At 71.2% G+C, this 18,510-nt stretch carries 17 protein-coding genes and 1 riboswitch; of the genes, 9 read left to right on the top strand and 8 right to left on the bottom strand.

What is annotated here, in order from left to right; all coding sequences use genetic code 11:
* Window positions 1-233 precede the first annotated feature (233 nt).
* Entirely contained in the window at window positions 234-827 is a 594-nt protein-coding gene (locus ASC99_RS26655) for a DUF4291 domain-containing protein (RefSeq protein WP_057236642.1), read from the top strand.
* Window positions 828-860: 33 nt separating this feature from the next.
* On the opposite strand, the gene ASC99_RS26650 is transcribed toward ASC99_RS26655, so the two are convergent.
* Window positions 861-1,820: a DUF2199 domain-containing protein gene (locus ASC99_RS26650; protein WP_082598645.1), complete on the bottom strand. Its 960-nt coding sequence runs from the start codon at window positions 1,818-1,820 to the stop codon at window positions 861-863.
* Between the two features lie 77 nt (window positions 1,821-1,897).
* On the opposite strand from ASC99_RS26650, the gene ASC99_RS26645 reads away from it, so the two are divergent.
* Window positions 1,898-2,761 carry an NAD-dependent protein deacetylase gene (locus tag ASC99_RS26645; RefSeq protein ID WP_057236637.1) on the top strand — a complete coding sequence of 288 codons (864 nt, stop codon included), beginning with the start codon at window positions 1,898-1,900 and terminating at the stop codon, window positions 2,759-2,761.
* A 52-nt stretch (window positions 2,762-2,813) separates the two neighbouring features.
* On the opposite strand, the gene ASC99_RS26640 is transcribed toward ASC99_RS26645, so the two are convergent.
* From ASC99_RS26640 to ASC99_RS26630, 3 genes are read right to left on the bottom strand one after another with little or no spacing between them, the layout of a single operon-like run.
* A complete protein-coding gene (locus ASC99_RS26640) occupies window positions 2,814-3,893 on the bottom strand; it encodes a low specificity L-threonine aldolase (protein ID WP_057236635.1) in 1,080 nt (359 codons plus the stop codon).
* On the bottom strand, window positions 3,890-4,639 hold the full coding sequence (locus ASC99_RS26635) for an SDR family NAD(P)-dependent oxidoreductase (protein ID WP_057236634.1): 750 nt from the start codon (window positions 4,637-4,639) through the stop codon (window positions 3,890-3,892). Before ASC99_RS26635 ends, ASC99_RS26640 begins: the two co-directional genes overlap by 4 nt.
* The gene (locus ASC99_RS26630) at window positions 4,636-6,051 is read right to left on the bottom strand and encodes a DUF6421 family protein (RefSeq protein ID WP_057236632.1); all 1,416 of its coding nucleotides are present in this window, start codon (window positions 6,049-6,051) and stop codon (window positions 4,636-4,638) included. Before ASC99_RS26630 ends, ASC99_RS26635 begins: the two co-directional genes overlap by 4 nt.
* A gap of 381 nt (window positions 6,052-6,432) precedes the next feature.
* Between ASC99_RS26630 and ASC99_RS26625 the strand changes: the two genes are divergently transcribed.
* Together ASC99_RS26625 and ASC99_RS26620 are read left to right on the top strand one after the other, a co-directional pair.
* Complete coding sequence (locus tag ASC99_RS26625; RefSeq protein ID WP_082598657.1) at window positions 6,433-6,945, top strand: DUF5134 domain-containing protein; 513 nt, start codon at window positions 6,433-6,435, stop codon at window positions 6,943-6,945.
* 117 nt (window positions 6,946-7,062) lie between these two features.
* Window positions 7,063-8,010, top strand: a complete 948-nt coding sequence (locus ASC99_RS26620; protein WP_057236628.1) for a M56 family metallopeptidase — start codon at window positions 7,063-7,065, stop codon at window positions 8,008-8,010.
* Here ASC99_RS26620 and ASC99_RS26615 read toward each other — a convergent pair.
* Window positions 8,002-8,433, bottom strand: a complete 432-nt coding sequence (locus ASC99_RS26615; protein ID WP_057236626.1) for a MarR family winged helix-turn-helix transcriptional regulator — start codon at window positions 8,431-8,433, stop codon at window positions 8,002-8,004. The two genes, ASC99_RS26620 and ASC99_RS26615, sit on opposite strands and share 9 nt — an antisense overlap.
* Window positions 8,434-8,521: 88 nt before the next feature.
* Here ASC99_RS26615 and ASC99_RS26610 point away from each other — a divergent pair, with 88 nt between their 5' ends.
* Together ASC99_RS26610 and ASC99_RS26605 are read left to right on the top strand one after the other, a co-directional pair.
* A complete protein-coding gene (locus ASC99_RS26610) occupies window positions 8,522-10,060 on the top strand; it encodes an MFS transporter (protein ID WP_057236624.1) in 1,539 nt (512 codons plus the stop codon).
* A 191-nt stretch (window positions 10,061-10,251) separates the two neighbouring features.
* A complete protein-coding gene (locus tag ASC99_RS26605; protein ID WP_235583144.1) occupies window positions 10,252-10,884 on the top strand; it encodes a TetR/AcrR family transcriptional regulator in 633 nt (210 codons plus the stop codon).
* Window positions 10,885-10,891: 7 nt separating this feature from the next.
* Here ASC99_RS26605 and ASC99_RS26600 read toward each other — a convergent pair whose 3' ends face one another.
* Complete coding sequence (locus ASC99_RS26600) at window positions 10,892-11,761, bottom strand: helix-turn-helix transcriptional regulator (RefSeq protein ID WP_057236620.1); 870 nt, start codon at window positions 11,759-11,761, stop codon at window positions 10,892-10,894.
* 415 nt (window positions 11,762-12,176) lie between these two features.
* Between ASC99_RS26600 and ASC99_RS26595 the strand changes: the two genes are divergently transcribed.
* Window positions 12,177-12,737 (top strand): ATP-binding protein, encoded by a 561-nt coding sequence (locus ASC99_RS26595; protein ID WP_157531754.1) that lies wholly within the window; start codon window positions 12,177-12,179, stop codon window positions 12,735-12,737.
* 102 nt (window positions 12,738-12,839) lie between these two features.
* Here the strand turns inward: ASC99_RS26595 and ASC99_RS26590 are convergent, their stop codons facing one another.
* Window positions 12,840-13,076 carry a DUF397 domain-containing protein gene (locus ASC99_RS26590; RefSeq protein WP_057236617.1) on the bottom strand — a complete coding sequence of 79 codons (237 nt, stop codon included), beginning with the start codon at window positions 13,074-13,076 and terminating at the stop codon, window positions 12,840-12,842.
* Between the two features lie 339 nt (window positions 13,077-13,415).
* Between ASC99_RS26590 and ASC99_RS26585 the strand changes: the two genes are divergently transcribed.
* On the top strand, window positions 13,416-14,261 hold the full coding sequence (locus ASC99_RS26585) for a hypothetical protein (RefSeq protein WP_082598643.1): 846 nt from the start codon (window positions 13,416-13,418) through the stop codon (window positions 14,259-14,261).
* A gap of 164 nt (window positions 14,262-14,425) precedes the next feature.
* Here the strand turns inward: ASC99_RS26585 and ASC99_RS26580 are convergent, their stop codons facing one another.
* Window positions 14,426-16,501: a hypothetical protein gene (locus tag ASC99_RS26580; protein ID WP_057240866.1), complete on the bottom strand. Its 2,076-nt coding sequence runs from the start codon at window positions 16,499-16,501 to the stop codon at window positions 14,426-14,428.
* Between the two features lie 233 nt (window positions 16,502-16,734).
* A riboswitch (cyclic di-AMP (ydaO/yuaA leader) is annotated at window positions 16,735-16,939 on the top strand.
* Between ASC99_RS26580 and ASC99_RS41980 the strand changes: the two genes are divergently transcribed.
* Window positions 16,924-18,087, top strand: coding sequence for a transglycosylase family protein (locus ASC99_RS41980; protein ID WP_157531753.1), 1,164 nt, complete (start codon window positions 16,924-16,926; stop codon window positions 18,085-18,087). Its footprint overlaps the riboswitch before it by 16 nt.
* The last annotated feature ends 423 nt before the right edge of the window (window positions 18,088-18,510 follow it).

Here is an 18,510-nt window from a genome sequence, read left to right as displayed (position 1 = left end):
AGTTTCATTCAGCCGACTCGCTTTTCTTCGCCCCTCTCGGTGCGACTCCGGAACTGTACGGGCATCGCCGCCCCACAAGCAAATCGCCTCCGCCGGGCACCCCAAGCCCTCCTCGATACGCGCTCCGCGACCCGCCTGACCAGCGCGTTCTCACCAGTAGGACCATCAGCCCGGAGGCTGCCTCGAACAAAATCGAGTGGTTCGCCCCGCCCAGCCAGCCTCATCCTCGTGCCATGGATGAACCGAAGCACCGCATTCGCGCGCAGCACACGGCGACCACCGTCACCGTCTATCAGGCCTACCGCCCCGAGATCGGCCTGCCGGCCGCCCGCGAGGGTCGGTTTCCCTCGGCCTGGCAGCGGGACCGGATGACGTGGATCAAACCGTCGTTCCTCTGGATGATGTACCGCTGCGGCTGGGCCACCAAGGAGGGGCAGGAGACCGTCCTCGCCGTCGAGATCTCCCGCGCCGGGTTCGAGTGGGCGCTCCGGAACGCCGCCCTGTCCCATAACGAACGCGGCGTGCACACCGATCAGGCCTCCTGGAAGCGGGAGCTCAAGCGGGCCCCGGCCCGCGTGCAGTGGGACCCGGAGCGTGACCTGCACCTCCAGCCGCTGCCTTACCGCTCGCTCCAGCTCGGGCTCACCGGCGAGGCCTCCGCACGGTACGCCGACGAGTGGACGGTGGGCGTCACCGACGTGACGCCGCTCGCCCACCAGGTCCACGCCTTGGTGCGCAGCGGGGACATGGCCGCAGCCGCCGAATTGCTCCCCCAGGAGCAGCCGTACTCCACGGAGCAGGGCACACTGGCGCGCCTCCTCGCCTGACTCGCCTCGCTTCCCTTGCTTCCCTTCGCCCGTTCAGTGGTGCGCGTGCGGCTTCGGAGGATTCCCCGGGTCGTACGCGAGTGCCCAGGCCCGGTCGTCCGTCAGGATCTCAGCCGGTGGCCACGACTTCCGCAGGATGTCGGCGACCGCCGGCACTGGGCTGTCGAGGATCCGGGGAGTGCTGAGCCCTTCCGGTCGGCGGGGCGAACCGATGGAGACCGGCGCGGCGAGGATGTCCTCGCCCCAGGGAGCGAGGCCGTTCGCGAGCTTGCCGTCGAACGAGGTGACGGCGAGGTCGCCCTTCCCGTGCACGGCGTCGGCGAACCGCGCGTAGGTGTCCGCCTCCAGGGAGACCCAGACGCCGAAGCTGACGGCCCGTCCGTCGTCGAGCGGTACCGCGAGCAGGGCCCGGACGAAACCGCCGAGGGTCCGGGTCAGGACGGTCTGCTCGGAGTAGAAGGTGATCGTCCGCTCCTGCTCCGCCTCCGTCAGCGCTGCCAGCGGGTCGGGCAGCTGGAAGTTGAAGGCCGGCTCGCTGGTGTCCAACGGTTCGTCGCAGCAGCTGCAGGCCGGCACCGGCGGCACGGGAGACCCCGGCGACGGGGCGTAGCCGGAGCGGCGGCCGGCGGCCCGGGCCTCGTGGTAGTCCAGCCAGGCCTGCTCGGAGAGGCGGAAGGAGAAGCCGCCCTTGACCTCCGAGTCGCCGACCGGAAGTTCGTCCAGGGTGCCGTCCTGCTGGAGCAGTGAGAAGACGGCGAGGCGCTGGAGATAGGAGCGGGCGTAGGGCTGCTCCACCAGGTAGGCGCCCAGGTCGATCCACTCGCCGGGGAAGGCGGTGCGCTCGAGGAGTTCGCGACGCAGTCCGTCCGCGTGAGCCCGGTTCGCTGCCTGGGTGGCGGCGTCGCCGTGCAGGCGCCGCCTGAGGTAGAGCCCGAGCGGTATCCCGATCGCCGTGCCGATCACCACTACGACCAACAGTTCCGTGGAAGTCATACCTGTCCCCCGTCGCCCAGATTGTCGGCGGAGCCTACTGAACGAGGTGACGGGCCGTCGAGATCTACCCTGGCCGCATGAAGGAGCCTGTTACAGCAGACACAGAGGCAGCGGCGCTGGAGTCACTGGCCGAGCTGGTAGCCGGGCGGGGCGTGGTGGTCCTGAGCGGGGCGGGGCTGTCGACCGAGTCGGGCATCCCCGACTACCGGGGTGAGACCGGCAGCCGACGGCCCGGCACCCCGATGACCTTTCAGGAGTTCACCGGCAGCGCGGAGGCCCGCCGCCGCTACTGGGCGCGGAGCCACGCCGGGTGGCGGACCATCGCGCGGGCCGAGCCGAACGCCGGGCATCGGGCGGTGGAGCGGTTGCGCCGCTCGGGCCATGTGTCGGCGGTGATCACCCAGAACGTGGACGGCCTGCACCGGGCGGCCGGCACCCGGCAGGCGGTGGAGCTGCACGGCGGGCTGGACCGGGTGGTCTGTCTGACCTGCCGTCACCTCACCCCTCGCACCGCGCTCGACCGGCGGCTGGCAGAGCTGAATGGTCACTTCCGGGAAGCCCAGGCCCGGCCCCAGGCGGACGGCGACGCGCTGCTACCGGACGGGCTGGTCGAGACGTTCCAGGTGGCGCCGTGCACGGAGTGCGGCGGGGTCCTCAAGCCGGACGTGGTGTTCTTCGGCGAGAGCGTGCCCAAGCCCCGGGTGGAGCGCTGCTTCGAGCTGGTGGCGGCCGGGCAGCTGCTGCTGGTCCTCGGCTCGTCCCTGACCGTGATGTCGGGGCTGCGCTTCGTCCGCCGGGCGGCCCGGGACGGCACACCGGTGGTGATCGTGAACCAGGGGCCCACCCGGGGCGACGACCTCGCCACCACCCGGATCGGGCTGCCGCTCGGCCCGGCTCTGACCGAACTGGCCGACCAGGTGGGCGGCACGGCTCTCCACTGACACGGAACCGCCCCCGCCGTCGAACGGCGGGGGCGGTCGGAGAGCGCAGCCGTCAGCCCCGGCCGAGCTCCTCGGCGATCGCCGCCGCGAAGGCGTCGATGTCGGCCTCGGTGGTGTCGAAGGCGGTCATCCAGCGCACCTCGCCGGTCTGCTCGTTCCAGAAGTAGAAGCGGTAACGCTTCTGCAGCCGCTCGCTGACCTCACGCGGGAGCAGCGCGAACACCGCGTTGGCCTGCACCGGCCGGACCAGCTCGACGCCGTCGATGCCCTCGACCGCCGTCGCGAGCCGCTGCGCCATCGCGTTGGAGTGCGAGGCGTTGCGCAGCCAGAGGTCACCGCTCAGCAGGGCCTCGAACTGCACCGACACGAAGCGCATCTTCGAGGCGAGCTGCATCGACATCTTGCGCAGGAACTTGAGGTTCCTGACCTTCTCCGGGTTGAGGACCACCACGGCCTCGCCCAGCAGCAGGCCGTTCTTCGTCCCGCCGAACGAGAGCACGTCGACCCCGGCGTCCGTGGTGAAGGCGCGCAGCGGCAGCCCGAGAGCTGCGGCGGCGTTGGCGATCCGGGAGCCGTCCAGGTGCACGAGCATGCCGTGCTCGTGGGCGTGGTCGCAGATCGCCTTGATCTCCTCGGCCGTGTAGACCGTGCCCAGCTCGGTGTTCTGGGTGATCGAGACGGCCAGCGGCTGGGCGCGGTGCTCGTCGCCCCAGCCCCAGGCCTGAAGGTCGATCAGCTCGGGGGTGAGCTTGCCGTCGGGAGTGGGGACGGTGAGCAGCTTGAGCCCGGCGATCTTCTCGGGGGCGCCGCACTCGTCCACGTTGATGTGGGCGGACTCGGCGGCGATCACCGCGCCCCAGCGCGGCAGCAGGGCCTGCAGGGCGACCACGTTGGCGCCGGTGCCGTTGAAGACGGGGTACGCCTCGGCGCGCTCGCCGAAGTGCTTGCGGAACACCTCCTGGAGGTGCTCGGTGTACTGGTCCTCGCCGTACGCGACCTGGTGCCCGCCGTTGGCGACGGCGAGGGCGGCCAGGATCTCGGGGTGCACACCGGCGTAGTTGTCGCTGGCGAAGCCCCGGACGGCGGGGTCGTGCCGCCGAACGGCGTCGGTGGCGTCGCTGGCAACGTTCATCGGGCTGTCAACCACAGGTGCTGTCCGTTCAGTTCTGCTGCGGGGCGGTCCCAGAGGCCCGCCAGGGTGTCGGCCAGGTCGGCGGTGTCGGTGAAGCCGGGGAACTTGGCCTCGGGCTTCTCGACGCGCATCTCGGGGGTGACCAGAGCCTTGATCACCAGGATGGCAGCCGCCGCGGTCGGGGCGCCGTCGGGTGAGGTGGTCTCCTTCTTGAAGGAGTCGGCCATCGAGAGCGTCCAGGCCTCGCTCGCCGCCTTGGCCGCGGCGTACGCGGCGCCGCCGGCGGTCGGCTTGTGCGCGGCGGTGGCGGAGATCATCGCGTACCGGCCGGCGGCGCTGCGCACCAGTGCGGGCTGGAAGGCCAGCGAGGTGTGCTGGAGGGTGCGGACCACTCGGTCGTGCAGCCAGTCCCAGTCGTCGATCCGGCTGTCGAAGAAGGTCTTGCTGCCGCGCCAGCCGCCGACCAGGTGGAACAGGCCGTCGACGTGCCCGTGCTCGGCCTCCAGGTGGTCGGCCCAGTCGTGCACCTCCTGCGGGTCGAGCAGGTCGATGACCTGGCCGCTGACCCGGGAGCCGGGGACCTGGGCGCGGGTGGCGTCCATGACCTCGTCCAGTCGCCGGGCGTCGCTGCCCGCCGCGATCACGGTGGCGCCGTCGGCGGCCAGTCGGCGCAGCACTGCGCGGCCAGCCGCGCCGGTGGCGCCGGCCACCGCGATGACCTTGCTCTCGAGCTGACGGGTGCTCACGCGGCGGCCTCCTGGCGGTCGGCGGTGGCACCGGTGATGCCGGTGGTGGCGGCGATCACGCCGCTGAGCTTCTTGGCCAGGGCCTCGTAGAACATGCTGAGCGGGAACTCGTCCGGCATCACGGCGTCGCACAGGGCCTTGTTGAGGGCCTTGCCGTCGGTGGTGCCGAGCGGGAGTGCCTCGGGGCCCTTGGCCCAGGTGGAGGCCGGGTGCGGGGTGAGGTACTTGGAGACCAGCTGGTAGGCGGCGATCCAGTGCGCGGTCTTCGGCCGGTCGATGCCGTCCCGGTACAGGGTCTCGATCTCGCCGCAGAGCGCGTTGGTGACCTCGGCGACCCGGTCCCAGTCGATCGAGAGCCGGTTGTCGCGCCAGCGCAGCGCGTCGTGCTTGTGCAGGTACGCGAAGAGCAGCTGGCCGCCCATGCCGTCGTAGTTGCGGACCCGGTCGCCGCTGACCGGGAAGCGGAACATCCGGTCGAACAGGATCGCGTACTGGACGTCGCGGCCCTGCTCGTAGCCCTCCGCCTCCAGGCGGACGGCCTCCTTGAAGGCGGTCAGGTCGCAGCGCAGCTCCTCGAGTCCGTACATCCAGAACGGGCTGCGCTGCTTGATCATGAACGGGTCGAACGGCAGGTCGCCGTGGCTGTGGGTGCGGTCGTGGACCAGGTCCCAGAGCACGAAGGTCTGCTGCGAGCGCTGCTGGTCGGCGAGCAGCTCGGTCGCGTCGGCGGGGATCTCCAGGCCGAGCTGCTTGACGGCGCTGGTGGAGACGGCGCGGAAGCGGGCGGCCTCGCGGTCGCAGAAGATGCCGCCCCAGGTGAACCGCTCGGGGGCCTGCCGGACGGCGATGGTCTCCGGGAAGAGCACGGCGGAGTTGGTGTCGTACCCGGCGGTGAAGTCGGTGAAGGTGATCGGCACGAACATCGGGTTGTCGAAGCGGGTGCGCTCCAGCTCGGCCAGCCACTCGGGCCAGACCACCTTGAGCAGGACGGCTTCGAGGTTGCGGTCCGGGTTGCCGTTCTGGGTGTACATCGGGAAGACCACGAGGTGCTCGAGGCCGTCCTCGCGCTGCTCGGCGGGCTGGAAGGCGAGCAGCGAGTCCAGGAAGTCCGGCTCGCGGTAGCCGGTGTCGGCCCACTTGCGCAGGTCGGCGAGGACGGCCGCGAGGTAGTCGGCGGAGTGCGGGAAGAGCGGGGTGAGCTCCTCGACCGCGCCGAGCACGGTCCCCACCAGCGGGTCGACGGCCGACCGCTGGACGGTGGAGAGGTCGATGGAGCCGTCCTTGGACTGCAACGGGCGCAGGGCCTCGACGGCCTCCTTGAGCCGTAGCCAGGCGGGGTGGGCCGCGTGGCCGGCCGGGGATACTCCGGAGAGTTCGGCCGCCACAGTCAGCCCGGGCGAAAGATTCTGCATCAGAGACCCACTTAGACAGGAGTTATTTCGACAGGACCACCATAGATTCGAAAGGTTCTCCTGTTCAAGGGGGGTCGGAGCAACACTGACGTGAACAGCGCGGTGTCCACCATTCGGACACCTGCGCGGACAGTGGGGACGTTTCCGCCGAGGGGTGCGGCCTCCCGTGCCGTACGCCGACCATGCCCGGTGCCCCGACCCCCCGCCACCGGGGTGAGCCGGGCGGGAAGCCCGACCGCCGCAGCGCAGCTCGCGCCCGGGAGTTGACCACCCGTTACACCTCCGTGCGCCCCCGTTCGCGCCCTGCTGCCCCCGCCCCGGATCGGTGATCGTGGAGTCCCGGCACACCGGCCTGGAGGGGGCGCCGTGCACGGTCCGGTCATGGTCAGCTGGCTGCTCGCGGCTCTCGCCGCAGGCTCGGCCGGATTCGGTCTGCACCGGCTGCGGGCCGGCCGGGGAGTCTGCGCGTCGGCGAGCTGGGACTCGGACGCCGCCGAGGCGCTGATGGGGATCGGGATGGCCGGGATGGTGCTCCGGCCCGGGATCGTCTGGGGGTGGCTGTCCGCCCTGCTCGCCCTGGCCCTGCTGATCGGCGCCCTGGCGCCGGGCGCACCCCGGGCCCACCGGCTGCACCACGCGATCGGGGCGCTGGCCATGGCGTACATGGGGCTGGCCCCGGCCGGTCACCACGGTTCGATGGGGCTGCCGGCCGTGACCGGTGCCCTGCTCGGCTACTTCGGCGGGTACACGCTCTGGACGGGCAGCCGGCTGCTCTCCGTCCCCGGCGGCCGCGCCACCGTCGCCGCCGCAGCGGCGGCCGGGGCGGCCGACCTCTCGCGGGCCTGCCGGACGGCGATGGGCGTCGGGATGTTCGCGATGCTGCTGACGATGTGAGCCCCGCAAGCAGGCGACAGCGGTCGGCCGGGCCGCCGCCCGTGTCAGCTTGGTCACTGGCGCGGCGCAAGGCGTTCCTAAGGGGCGCGCCCAGCGCGTAGGTTGGACACACGGCGCATGGTCGCGCCCGCGTGCCCGCCTGGGGGAGTTCTGCTGTCCACAGTGGCGCCCCGGCTGCTGGCCCGCGCGCCCTGGGCCGAACGCGAACCCGTGCTGGCGCTCTGTGCCTGGCAGTGTCTGGTGATCGCCGTCCTGCTCTGCTGCCTGCTCGGTCTGCTGCTGGCCTCCTCGGCCGCCCTTCCCGGTCTGCGCGAACTGCTCTTCACCGGCGCCCCGCACGGCGTCGAGGCGGCGTACGGCCTGGCGGGTGCCGAGGGCTGGGGCCGGCTGGCCGCCGCGCTGCTCGCGGCCGGCGGGGTCTGGACCGCCTGGTCGCTCGGCCGGGAGGTGCTGGCGGCCCGCGCGCTGCGGGTCCGCCGCTTCGCCGAACTGGCCGACCGCGCGCCGGAGTTGCCGGGCGGACTGGCCCTCCCCCGGCGGACCGGGGAGCAGCTGGTGGTGCTGGAGAACGTCCGCCCCGAGGCCTGGTCGCTGCCCGGGCCGGGCGCCCGGCTGGTGGTCACCACGGGTGCGCTGCAGCAGCTGACCGACCGCGAGCTGGCGGCGGTGCTCAGCCATGAACGAGGGCACGTCCGGGCCAGGCACCACTGGCTGGCGCAGTCCGCTCAGGCGCTGGCCAGCGGGTTCCCGGGGGTGGGCGTGTTCAGCGCGTTCCGGGACCAGGTGGGCGAGTTGGTCGAACTGGCCGCCGACGACCGGGCCGCCCGTCGGCACGGGCGAGTGACCACGGCACTGGCGCTGGTCGAGATCAACAGCGGCCGCGGGGTCTTCGGCTCCTGCCCGCCGCAGCAGCTGGCACAGTCCCCGCACCGGGTGGACCGGCTGCTGCTGGGGGCGCCCCGGCTGCCCGTCCGGCACCGGCTGCGGCTCACCGTGGCGGCGCTCGCCGCGCCGGCGGCAGCGGTGCTGCTCGCGGTGGCGCCTGGATTGAACGCTCTACTCTGACCCGCCGGCGACGCAGGCCGTACCGGTCAGCGTCCGCGCGAGCACCTGACGGTGCACCGGCTGCGCCTCCCGGTAACGCTGCCGCCCGGCCTCCGTGAGCATCACGAAGATGCCGCGACGGTCGGCCGCGCACATCGCCCGCTCGACCAGCCCGGCCTTCTCCAGCCGCCCGATCAGCCGGGACAGCGCACTCTGGCTCAGGTGCACCTGGTGCGCGAGGTCCTGCACCCGGAGCTTCTCCCGGTCGGCCCCCCGTTCGTCCTCGAACAGGCGCTCCAGCACCTCGAACTCACTCATGCCCAGACCGTGCAGTTCACCGAGCTCACGGTCGAGCGCACACGCGGTGGCCGCGTGACGGGCCAACAACTCCCGCCAGCCGGCGACCAGGGCCGCCTCGTCGGCGGCGACATCGAGTTCTGACACGAGCCCCAGGCTAGCACATGCCTCGGAACTTACTGCAACCGCATTAAATCGACTTGCATTGGTTGCACATGCATGTACTGTCTCCTCCATGACCACAGCCCGAGAGCCTTCGGCAACCAGCGCCCCTGCCAACTCTTCTGACGCCCCGTCCGTTCACGGTGACGACAAATGGAGCCCCCGACTCTGGGGCACCCTGATCGTCCTCTGCGCCGCCCTGTTCCTCGATGCCCTCGACGTCTCGATGGTCGGCGTCGCCCTCCCGTCGATCGGTGACGACCTGCACCTCTCCACCTCCACCCTGCAGTGGGTGGTCAGTGGCTACGTCCTCGGCTACGGCGGTCTCCTGCTGCTCGGCGGCCGGGCGGCCGACCTGCTCGGACGCCGCGAGGTCTTCCTGATCGCGCTCGCCGTCTTCGCCGCCGCCTCCCTGCTCGGCGGTCTGGTCGACAACGGCGGCCTGCTGATCGCGGCCCGCTTCGTCAAGGGGGTGGCCGCCGCCTTCACCGCTCCGGCAGGCCTCTCCATCATCACCACCACCTTCGCCGAGGGCCCGGCCCGCAACCGCGCGCTGAGCATCTACACCGTCACCGGCGCCAGCGGCTTCTCGCTCGGCCTGGTGCTGAGCGGCCTGCTCACCTCGGTCGGCTGGCGCTTCACCTTCCTGATGCCCGTCCCGGTCGCGCTGATCGCGCTGGTCTTCGCGTTCCGTCTGCTGCCCCGTCAGCCCCGCCCCGAGCGTGGCACCGGCGGGTACGACATCGCCGGGGCGATCACCGGCACCGGCTCGCTGCTGCTGCTGGTCTTCACCGTCACCGAGGCGCAGAGCGCCGGCTGGGCGAGTGCCCGCACCATCCTGTCGCTGCTCGTGGTGGTCGCGCTGGCCGCCGCCTTCCTGGTGATCGAGCAGCGCACCGCGCACCCGCTGGTCCGGCTCGGCATCTTCCGCAACGGCGGCGTGGCCCGGGCCAACCTGACCGCGCTCGCCCTGTTCGGCAGCTACGCCGGCTTCCAGTTCGTCGCCACGCTCTACCTGCAGCGACTGCTCGGCTGGTCCGCGCTCGAGATGGCACTGGCCTTCCTGCCCGCCGGTGCGCTGGTCGCCCTGTCGGCCACCAAGATGGGCGCCATCGTGGACCGGTTCGGTACCGGTCGGCTGATGCTCGGCGGGGTGCTCTCGCTGACCCTCGGCTACGTGCTCTTCCTCCGGCTGGACGAGCACAGCAGCTTCGTCGGCCTGGTGCTGCCGAGCATGGTCCTGCTCGGCATCGGCTTCGCGCTGGGCTTCCCCTCCGTCAACATCGCCGCCACCAACGGCGTCTCGGACGACGAGCAGGGGCTGGCGTCCGGGCTGGTGAACACCGCGTTCCAGGTCGGCAGTGCACTGGTGCTGGCCGCCGCGACGGCGGTGATCACCGCGGGCAGCAACGGCGGGCAGAGCCCCGCGGCCCAACTGGACGGCTACCGCCCGGCGTTGCTGGTGATCAGCGGGATCTCGCTGCTCGGCTTCCTGGTCACCGCGGTGGGCGTGGTCCTGGAGCGCAACCGGAAGCAGCCGGTGGCCGTGCCCGACTACGACTACTCCGGCGCCGCCACCACCTCGAACTCCGAGGTGCTGTCCCAGCGCTGACCCGCAGCCGACACCGGGTCAGCACGAAGGCCGGCTCCACCAAACCCCCGTGTTGGTGGAGCCGGCCTTCGTCTCCGTACCCGGGTACCCCTGAAGGAACCCGTACCGGCCCTGCCAGTATATTGGCCAGGAGCCAATCAACGTACGGAGCAGACACGATGGCACCTCGCGGGGAATCGGTCAACGAGGAAATGCGCCAACGTTCCCGGCTCCGCATCATGCGCGCCACGGTCGAGCTGGTGGACCGGCACGGATACGGCAGGACCACGCTTGGCGACATAGCCGAGCGCGCCGGGCTCGCCCGGGGCCTGCTGTCGTACTACTTCGACAGCAAACGACTCCTGATGCAGGCGGCCACCCACCGGATGATGCACGTGTCACTGGCCGAGGCACTGGCCGGGCTGCCCGCGGGGAGCAGCCCGGAGGCCCGGCTGGCCAGGGCGATCGACGCGGTGCTCGGGCTGGCGCTCGACCACCCCCGGGTGATGCGCTCGCACCTGGCGCTGATCCTCGACCCGGACACCGGCGCCTTCGTCAAGGACCCGGAGCAGCGGCAGCTCGGGAAGATCCTGCAGGATCTGCTGCTGGCCTGGGGCGCGGCCGATCCGGTCGCCGAACACGCGGTGCTGCGCAGTGCGCTGATGGGCGGCTGCATCGGGGTACTGCTGCCCGGCGCCGCGGTCACGCTGCCGCCGATCCGGGCGGACCTGTTCTACCGCTACGGCCTGGCCTGGGAGTTGGGCGTACCGCCGCAGCCGGTCGCGCCGCCGCGCTGGCAGCCGCCGGTCCGGGCCTGCGAATTGCCTGAGAGACCCCAGGGCTGACGCCGGGTCAGTGACCGGCCAGGATCCGGGTGAGCAGGTCCCTGGTCTGTTCCGGGGTGAGGCTGTCGACGCAGAGCCGCTCCATCACCTGGACGTAGGCGTCGACGTCGTCGCGCTTGTCGAGGTAGAGCGCGCTGGTGAGCTGCTCCAGGTAGACCACGTCGGCCAGGTCCTGCTCGGGGAAGCGCAGGATCGAGAACGCGCCGCTCTCGCCGGCGTGCGCCCCGAAGCGGAACGGCATCACCTGGATCACCACGTTGGCCTGCTCCGAGATGTCGAGCAGGTACTGCACCTGAGCCCGCATCACCTTCGGCCCGCCGACCGGGCGGCGCAGCGCCGCCTCGTCGATGACTGCCCACAGGCGCGGGCTCTGCCCGTCGGTGAGCAGCTTCTGCCGCCGCAGCCGCAGGCTGAGCCGCCGCTCCAGCTCCTCCTGGGAGATCACCGGACGGGTCTGCCCGAAGACCGCGCGGGCGTACTCCTCGCACTGCAGCAGGCCGGGGATGAACTGCACCTCGTACGTGCGGATCTGGGCGGCGGCCTCCTCCAGCCCGACGTAGGTCTGGAACCAGCCGGGCAGCACGTCGTTGAAGCTGTGCCACCAGCCGGACTTGTTGGCCTCCCGGACCAGGCCGAGCAGGGCCTCGCGCTCGCCGCCGTCGTCCACCCCGTAGAGGCTGAGCAGGTCGGCGACGTCACGCTCCTTGAAGGAGACCCGGCCGAGTTCCATCCGGCTGATCTTCGACTCCGAGGCGCGGATCTGGTACCCGGCGTCCTCGCGGGTGATGCCGCGGGACTCGCGGAGGCGACGGAGCTGCGAACCGAGCAGGATACGGCGCACCATCGAACCGCCGCCGGGCTGAGCTGTGGTGGTCATGCCGTAAACCTCCGCCGTGGGCAAACAGCGCACAGTCTGCCATCAGTTGAGCGCTCTGGGTGCCGGTACTGACTGAACGATCTTCCTCTTACGCGCTCCGGGCTCCATGATGCACGTGCATCCGGCGCTTGCATATGCCAATAGTGCGACTGCACGTGAATCGACTCTTGCATCCGCAGTGTGCGCAGAGGACCATGGTGCACGTGCACCTGCACGCCCCTGGCATCCCTGCGGGTACCGCGTCGACCCCATACGCGTTTCCGCACACGCATCCGGCCGCGCCCCCGCGTGGCCGGTTGTCCGTGTGCGCGTATGGCTGGCCGAGGCGGTGGCCGTGAGGCCGAGCGAGTCGGAGGTGACCGGCATGACCCCGGCGGGTCCAGCCGTGTCCGCCCCCTTATGGGAGGAGCTCTTCATGAGCACCGGTACGGCCATCGCGGTCGACCCCCACGTGGTCACCTGTACGCTCGCTCCCCGCTTCGAAGCCGTCAGAACCGCCCGGGAGTTCGCCCGGTCGACGCTGCACAGCTGGGGCCTGGGCGCACTCTTCGACGATGTCGCGCTGGTCGCCTCCGAGTTGGTGACCAACGCCCTTCGGCATGCGCTGGAGCAGCGTGCTGACGCCCCGTCGGCCGAGTCGGTCCGCATACTCACCGAGTCGGTCCGGTCAGGGGAGGCGGTCCGGTTTCCGCTGCAGCCGGGTCCGACCCAGGCCGCCGACGCCCAACTGCCGATCCGGATCAGCCTGGTGCACCGCTCGCCGCAGGTGGTCTGCGCGGTGAGCGACCCGAGCAGCCGGGGCCCGGTGGCCCGGGAGCCCGACTTCGTCGCGGAGTCCGGCCGGGGGCTGCACCTGGTGGACTCGTTCAGCCGAGCCTGGGGCTGGCACCCGCTGGCCGGTGCGGGGAAGGTGGTCTGGGCCGTCTTCGAGGCGGAGAACGCCGAGGCGGCGGGCCGGCACCGGCGCTCCGCCTGAAGCGGGGTCGGGGCCACCGGAAATTCGGACCACAGGAAATGACGAAGGCCGTCGCGGTGACTTCCACGACGGCCTTTGACGCACCACCAGGGTGACGCCTGATCAGCCGGACAGGTGGTCGAACTCCCCGTCCTTGGCACCGAGCAGCAGGGCGGTGATCTCCGCCCGGGTGTAGATGAGCGCCGGACCGTCCGGGAACCGGGAGTTGCGCATCGCGACGTCGCCGCCGGGCAGCGCCGCGAACTCCACGCAGTTCCCCTGCGAGTTGCTGTGTCGGCTCTTCTGCCAGACCACGTCTTCGAGGTCCGCAGCCGCCATGCCGTTGTACGTGTTCTGCATTCGAATTCTCCCCGACGTGCCTGGCGTTCGCCTCACTTGACGTGATGATAGCTCCAGTGCACGTGCATCAGCACGGGTGTTTGCTCGTGCACCGAATGGGCATCATCCCTCCACGGGCCTTGCCGGACAGGCAAGTTGGCACCACTTATGCGGACAAATCACAGCGATTCGTGAACATACCGATGACTGCGCGTACTCGAACTCCAGCGGGTTGTCGATCTTGGCGGGCTTTCCGGGCCGCCTCACGGTCCGTCACTTCGGCCCGATTGTGACGCCGATCACCGTCCGGAGAGCGGCCCGACTGTGGGCCGGTCCGCGGAATGTCCTACGATCTCCGCCATGAGCACAGCAGCCATCCCGGGCGCACCACTGCCCGTCCGCACTCCAGGCTCCCGTGCGCGGGGGCGCCACCGCCGTCCCGAGCGGCCGGAGATTCCCGCGGGTTCGCCGTCGTTGGTGCTGGCCGTCCCGGCCACCGCCGGACCGGAGTCCCGCCCCGTGGTCGAGGAACTGCTCTCGATCGTCCGGGGTGAGCAGCCTGGCATCGAGGCGGCCGCCGCGTACCTGGAGAGCACCGATCCGGAGTACCCCACCGTCGCAGAGCTGCTCGCCCAGGCGGCCCAGGCCGGGCTCCCCGCACCTGTCCTGGTGCCCCTGCTGCCCGGCCCGCACGGCTCCCTGACGGAGCTGCACCGGCTGGCCGCCGAGACCGGCGCCACCGTCACCGACGTGCTCGGCCCGCACCCGCTGCTGGCCGAGGCCGTCCACGTCCGGCTCTCCGAGGCCGGGCTGGCCCGGGCCGACCGGGCCCGGCTGTTCGCCATCGCCACGGCTGCGGACGGCGTGGTCCTCACCACCGCCGGCGGCGAGGAGGCGGCTGCGGCGGCCGGGATCACCGGCGTACTGCTGGCCGCGCGGCTCGCGGTGCCGGTCGTGCCGGCCGCGCTGGACGTGCCCGGGTCGGTGCTGGCCGCCGTCGAGCACCTGCGGGCTACCGGGTCGGTCCGGCCCGCGCTCGCTCCGCTGGTGATCGGGCCCGAGGCCGATCCCGAGCTGCTGGCGACTGCGGCGGAGGAGACGGGGTGTCCTGGGGCGGCTCCGCTCGGCGCGTACGCGGCGCTCGGGCAGCTGATCGCTTCGGCTTACCTGTCTGCGCTGGAGATCGTGCTCGCTGACGAGGCGTAACCCTTTTGCAGTTGCTCAGCCACGTGTGACCAGGGGCTCGGGGAACGGCGACGAGATCTGGTGTGCGGGTCACAGGCGAAAGTGCCTGACCACCTACGCACCGGTGACCTTGTACGAGGTCGGCGTCGCAGTTCCCCGAGCCCCTGGTGGTGCAACCTTGCGCGTCAGGTGAGGCGCGAGGTGCGGGCCGCTGCGTCGTGCAGGGTGAGCTGCGGGGTGGTGACCGGGCGGGGGCCCGGGGTGGCGGTGGTGGGGGTGCGGCTGTTGTCGCGGCGGACCTCTTCGGCCTGGGTCTGGCCGGCCCGGCGGAGGACGATCCGCTTGGGTTCCGGCAGGGCGGGGTCGAACCAGAGCTCGGGCCCGCCGAACTCGCAGTCCAGCACCGCGATGTCCTCCGGCGCTCCGCCGTCCACGGCGCGGAACGCGACGCCGGCCTTTCGATAGCCCGTCAGCCGACTGCGGGTCACCAGGACGGTCTCTCCCGGTAGTTGGTGGTGCTTGGTGGAGATCGCGAAGTCCGACTGGCCCGCCGCGTCGATCAGCAGGCCGTCCAGCACGGTCCCCTTGTCCCGGCCGAGGGCGTGCAGGGCCACTCCCCCGGCGGCGTTGCCGTAGAGGACGCTGCCGGTGTAGTCGAAGTCGTTCAGGTAGGCGCCGTGCTCGATGCCCCAGCCGCCGTTGTGGTAGGCCACGAACTGGCCGACCACGTGGTGGCGTTGGGCGTTCAGCCAGACGAAGATGCCGTTCTCCAGGTTGTTGTGGGCCAGGCAGCGTTCGAAGGTCCAGACGCCCTCGCTGGTCTCCGGCCAGTGGTAGCCGGAGGCGCCGTTCGCACCCTGCACGCCGACCGCCACGCAGTCCCTGGCCACTCCGCCGGTGCCCGCGCCGAGGCTGAAGCCGGTCAGCCGGTAGCCGCGCGGGTTGGGGTCGAAGAGCGTCCGGGAGGCCACGCAGGAGTCGTACGTGATGTCGTCGGACGGGCCCTGCGGGGTCCGGGTGTCCAGCGGCCCGTCCCACCAGTAGGCGTCCTCCCAGGTCTGGTGGCTGATGCAGCTGCGGAAGGTGATGCCGTGGCTGGCGTGCGGGACGAAGGCGTGGCTGCCGGTGTCCCGGACCACCACACCCTCGACCACGGTGCCCCGGCTGGTGTCGCCGAGCATGTGGAAGTGCAGCCCGTACCGGCCGAGCACCGGCTCGGTGACCGCCTTGCCGTTCCACTGGTCCTTGCCGGGAGCGCGCGGTCCGAGCCAGCGCAGGGCGGCGTGCCGGACGTCGGACTTGCGGGAGCTGGTGAGGTGGACGTGGGCGCGGCCCTTCTCACTTCCCTCGATTCGGATATTACGGGTTAAATTCAGCACTTCTGCCCCGACGGTGACGCCCCCTCCGGTCGCCACCCGTGGGTGCGGGTACCTCAGCGGGGCGTCCAGGGCGACCGTGCTGCCGCTGATCGCGGCGATGGTCCGCAGGTCGTACCGCTCCGAGAAGCCGTCGGTGTCGGGGGCCCCGGTCGGGGTGACGGCGAGCTCGTCGCCGGGGCGCCAGCCGGTCGGTGCGGTGGCGAGGGTGATGCTGGTGTCGCCGGCCTTGAGCGCTCCGGCGGCCCGTACCCAGGCGGTCCGAGCGGCGCCGTCCAGCCGGAGGTAGCCCGCCCCGGTGACCCAGAGGCCGGTGTCGCTCGGCATCAGTGTCATGCCGCCGCCCTCGAAACGCCGTTCGTCGACGGCGGGAAACCGCAGGGTGTGCAGGGCGGTGTCGGCCGGTGCCAGCGTCAGACTGCCCTTCACCTCGACGTTGCCCGCCGAGCTGAGCACCACCGAGCGGTCGGCCGCGAAGGTCAGCGAACCTGACGCTTCGACCACCAACGAACCAACTACTGCATCGGCGTCCAGCATCACATGGTCACTGATCCGGACGGCGGCGGCCGGGCTCGGCACGGCCCCGCCCCAACCGGCCGGGTCCGACCAAGGCCTGGCCGGGGGAGGCGGCTCCGGGGAGGGCGACGGCGAGGGCTCGGGTGAGGCGGGCGGGACCGGTTCACCGTGTGCGTGCGAGACCCCGGGGGTCGGCGGCGGCGGAGCCGAGGCGGCGTCAGGAGCGTCCCCCGTGCGCCGGACCAGCTCCTCCACGCCGATCGCGGCGGCCACCGTGCCGGCCGCGATCCAGCCGAGTACCTTCCTGCGCCCGGCCTTTGCCGAACCGTTACCTTCCGGGGCCGATTCGGGCCTCTTCGCGTGCCGCATGGTGCCGCGCACCTCTCCCCCGGGCCGCGCCTGCGGCCGCCTCGCCTGAAGCATAGGCAAGTCCCTTGAACGACAAGGGGTTTGATCAGATCCGATCGAAATCCATCAATGGAACGAAGGCTTCCGATCCATGAAGGTTCCCTGAAGAAACCATGATCCACATCACAGAGGTTTGCGGTTTGAACTTAAGTCTGCCTAACGTGCTCCCCTGTTCGTGGCCACACGGACCCAGTTCATCCGGAACGCCGAGTCCTGCCATCGGATGAACAGGCAGCACAGCAATGCACCATGGCAGGGGCGGGGGAACCACAGGTAAGTCGCCTGGATTTGGTCTGATTTGACCGATTTCAGGCTTGGGGTGAAGCCGTGCTCACGCACGGCCGGGCAACTCCAGCCCGAATCCGACAGCTCACCTCGCAGGCGTGGGAGAGGAACGCATCTTCATGCTGTCCAGCAGCGCGTCCAAGCGCACCCGCCGTCTGATCGCCGCGACCGGCGTGGTCGGCATCGGCCTCTCGGTCCCGTGCCTCACGGCCGGCTCCGCCTCCGCCGCCACCGTCTCCACCTGGGACAAGGTCGCCCAGTGCGAGGCCACCGGCGACTGGAGCATCAACACCGGGAACGGCTTCTACGGCGGCCTCCAGTTCACCTCCAGCACCTGGGCCGAGTTCGGTGGCAAGCAGTACGCCGCCCAGGCCAACCAGGCCAGCAAGGGCCAGCAGATAGCCGTCGCCGAGAAGGTGCTCGCCTCCCAGGGCCCCGGCGCCTGGCCGGTCTGCTCCGTCAAGGCCGGTCTGACCAAGGGCGGCAGCGCCCCCCAGGTCGACACCTCGGCGAGCACCGGCTCCTCCGCGAAGGCCACCACCCCCAAGGCCGCCGCCCCGGCGCCGAAGGCGGCCGAGCAGCAGACCACCACCACGACCACCGCGGCCAAGTCCTACACCGTGGTCGCCGGTGACTGGCTCTCCACCATCGCGCAGAGCCAGAACGTCGAGGGCGGCTGGGAGAAGCTCTACGAGCTCAACAGGTCGGTCCTGTCCGAGGGCCCGGACATGATCTACCCGGGTCAGCAGCTGGCGCTCGGTGGCACCACCACCGTGGTCACCAGCGCGCCGAAGTCGACCGCCCCGGCGCCGACTTCGTCCTCCGCCGGTACCGGCACCAAGACCACCCGGAGCAGCAAGGCCGCGTCCGGCTCCACCGCCACCACCGCGGTGGCGGCGACCGGCAGCAAGGCCGCCGCGATCAACTTCGCGATGTCCAAGCTCGGCCAGGCGTACGTCTACGGCGGCAGCAGCAACGGCGGCTGGGACTGCTCGGGTCTGACCCAGGCGGCCTTCCGCCAGGCCGGGATCTCCCTGCCGCGGATCGCCAACGACCAGGCGGACGCGGCCACTCGGGTCTCGCTGGACAACCTCAAGGCCGGCGACCTGCTCTTCTGGTCGAACAACGGCAGCAACTCCGGCGTCTACCACGTCGCCATCTACATCGGCGACGGCAAGTACGTCGAGGCCGCCAACCCGCGCGCGGGCGTGAAGACCGAGTCCATCGCCAACTGGGCGCCGGACTTCGCCGGTCGCGTCTGACGCACACCTGCTGGCAGGCCGCTGCCCCCGGAGACCTGGTCGGCTCCGGGGGCAGCGGCCTGTGCGCGGCGATTATCCTTACGGGTGATGTGCGCCTTCGCTTCGTCGGTCATGTCGCGGAGTTACCTACTCAACAGCTCGACCGCGAGGACCAGCCATGACCGAGCAGCCCACCGCGACCCAGCGGATCGCCGAGACCATCCGGCCCGCGATGCTCCAGGGTCTGCAGAACGCCGACCTCAGCGGCGCCGCCGGCACCCAGCACATCAACGCCTGGGCGGACTGGATCGCCGAAGCGGTCTTCCACACCGCCGTCCAGCCGCTGGCCACCGAGCGCGACGCCTTCGCCGACCGGGTCGACACCCTCAGCGAGGTCGCCAAGCGCCACAAGGCGAACTACCTGGACGCGGTCCAGGACGTCCA

The organism is Kitasatospora sp. Root107, assembly GCF_001424875.1.
In the GTDB taxonomy this organism is placed as follows: domain Bacteria; phylum Actinomycetota; class Actinomycetes; order Streptomycetales; family Streptomycetaceae; genus Kitasatospora.
The sequence above is the reverse complement of the archived record's forward strand: the minus strand, read 5'-3'. Positions and strand labels throughout refer to the sequence as shown.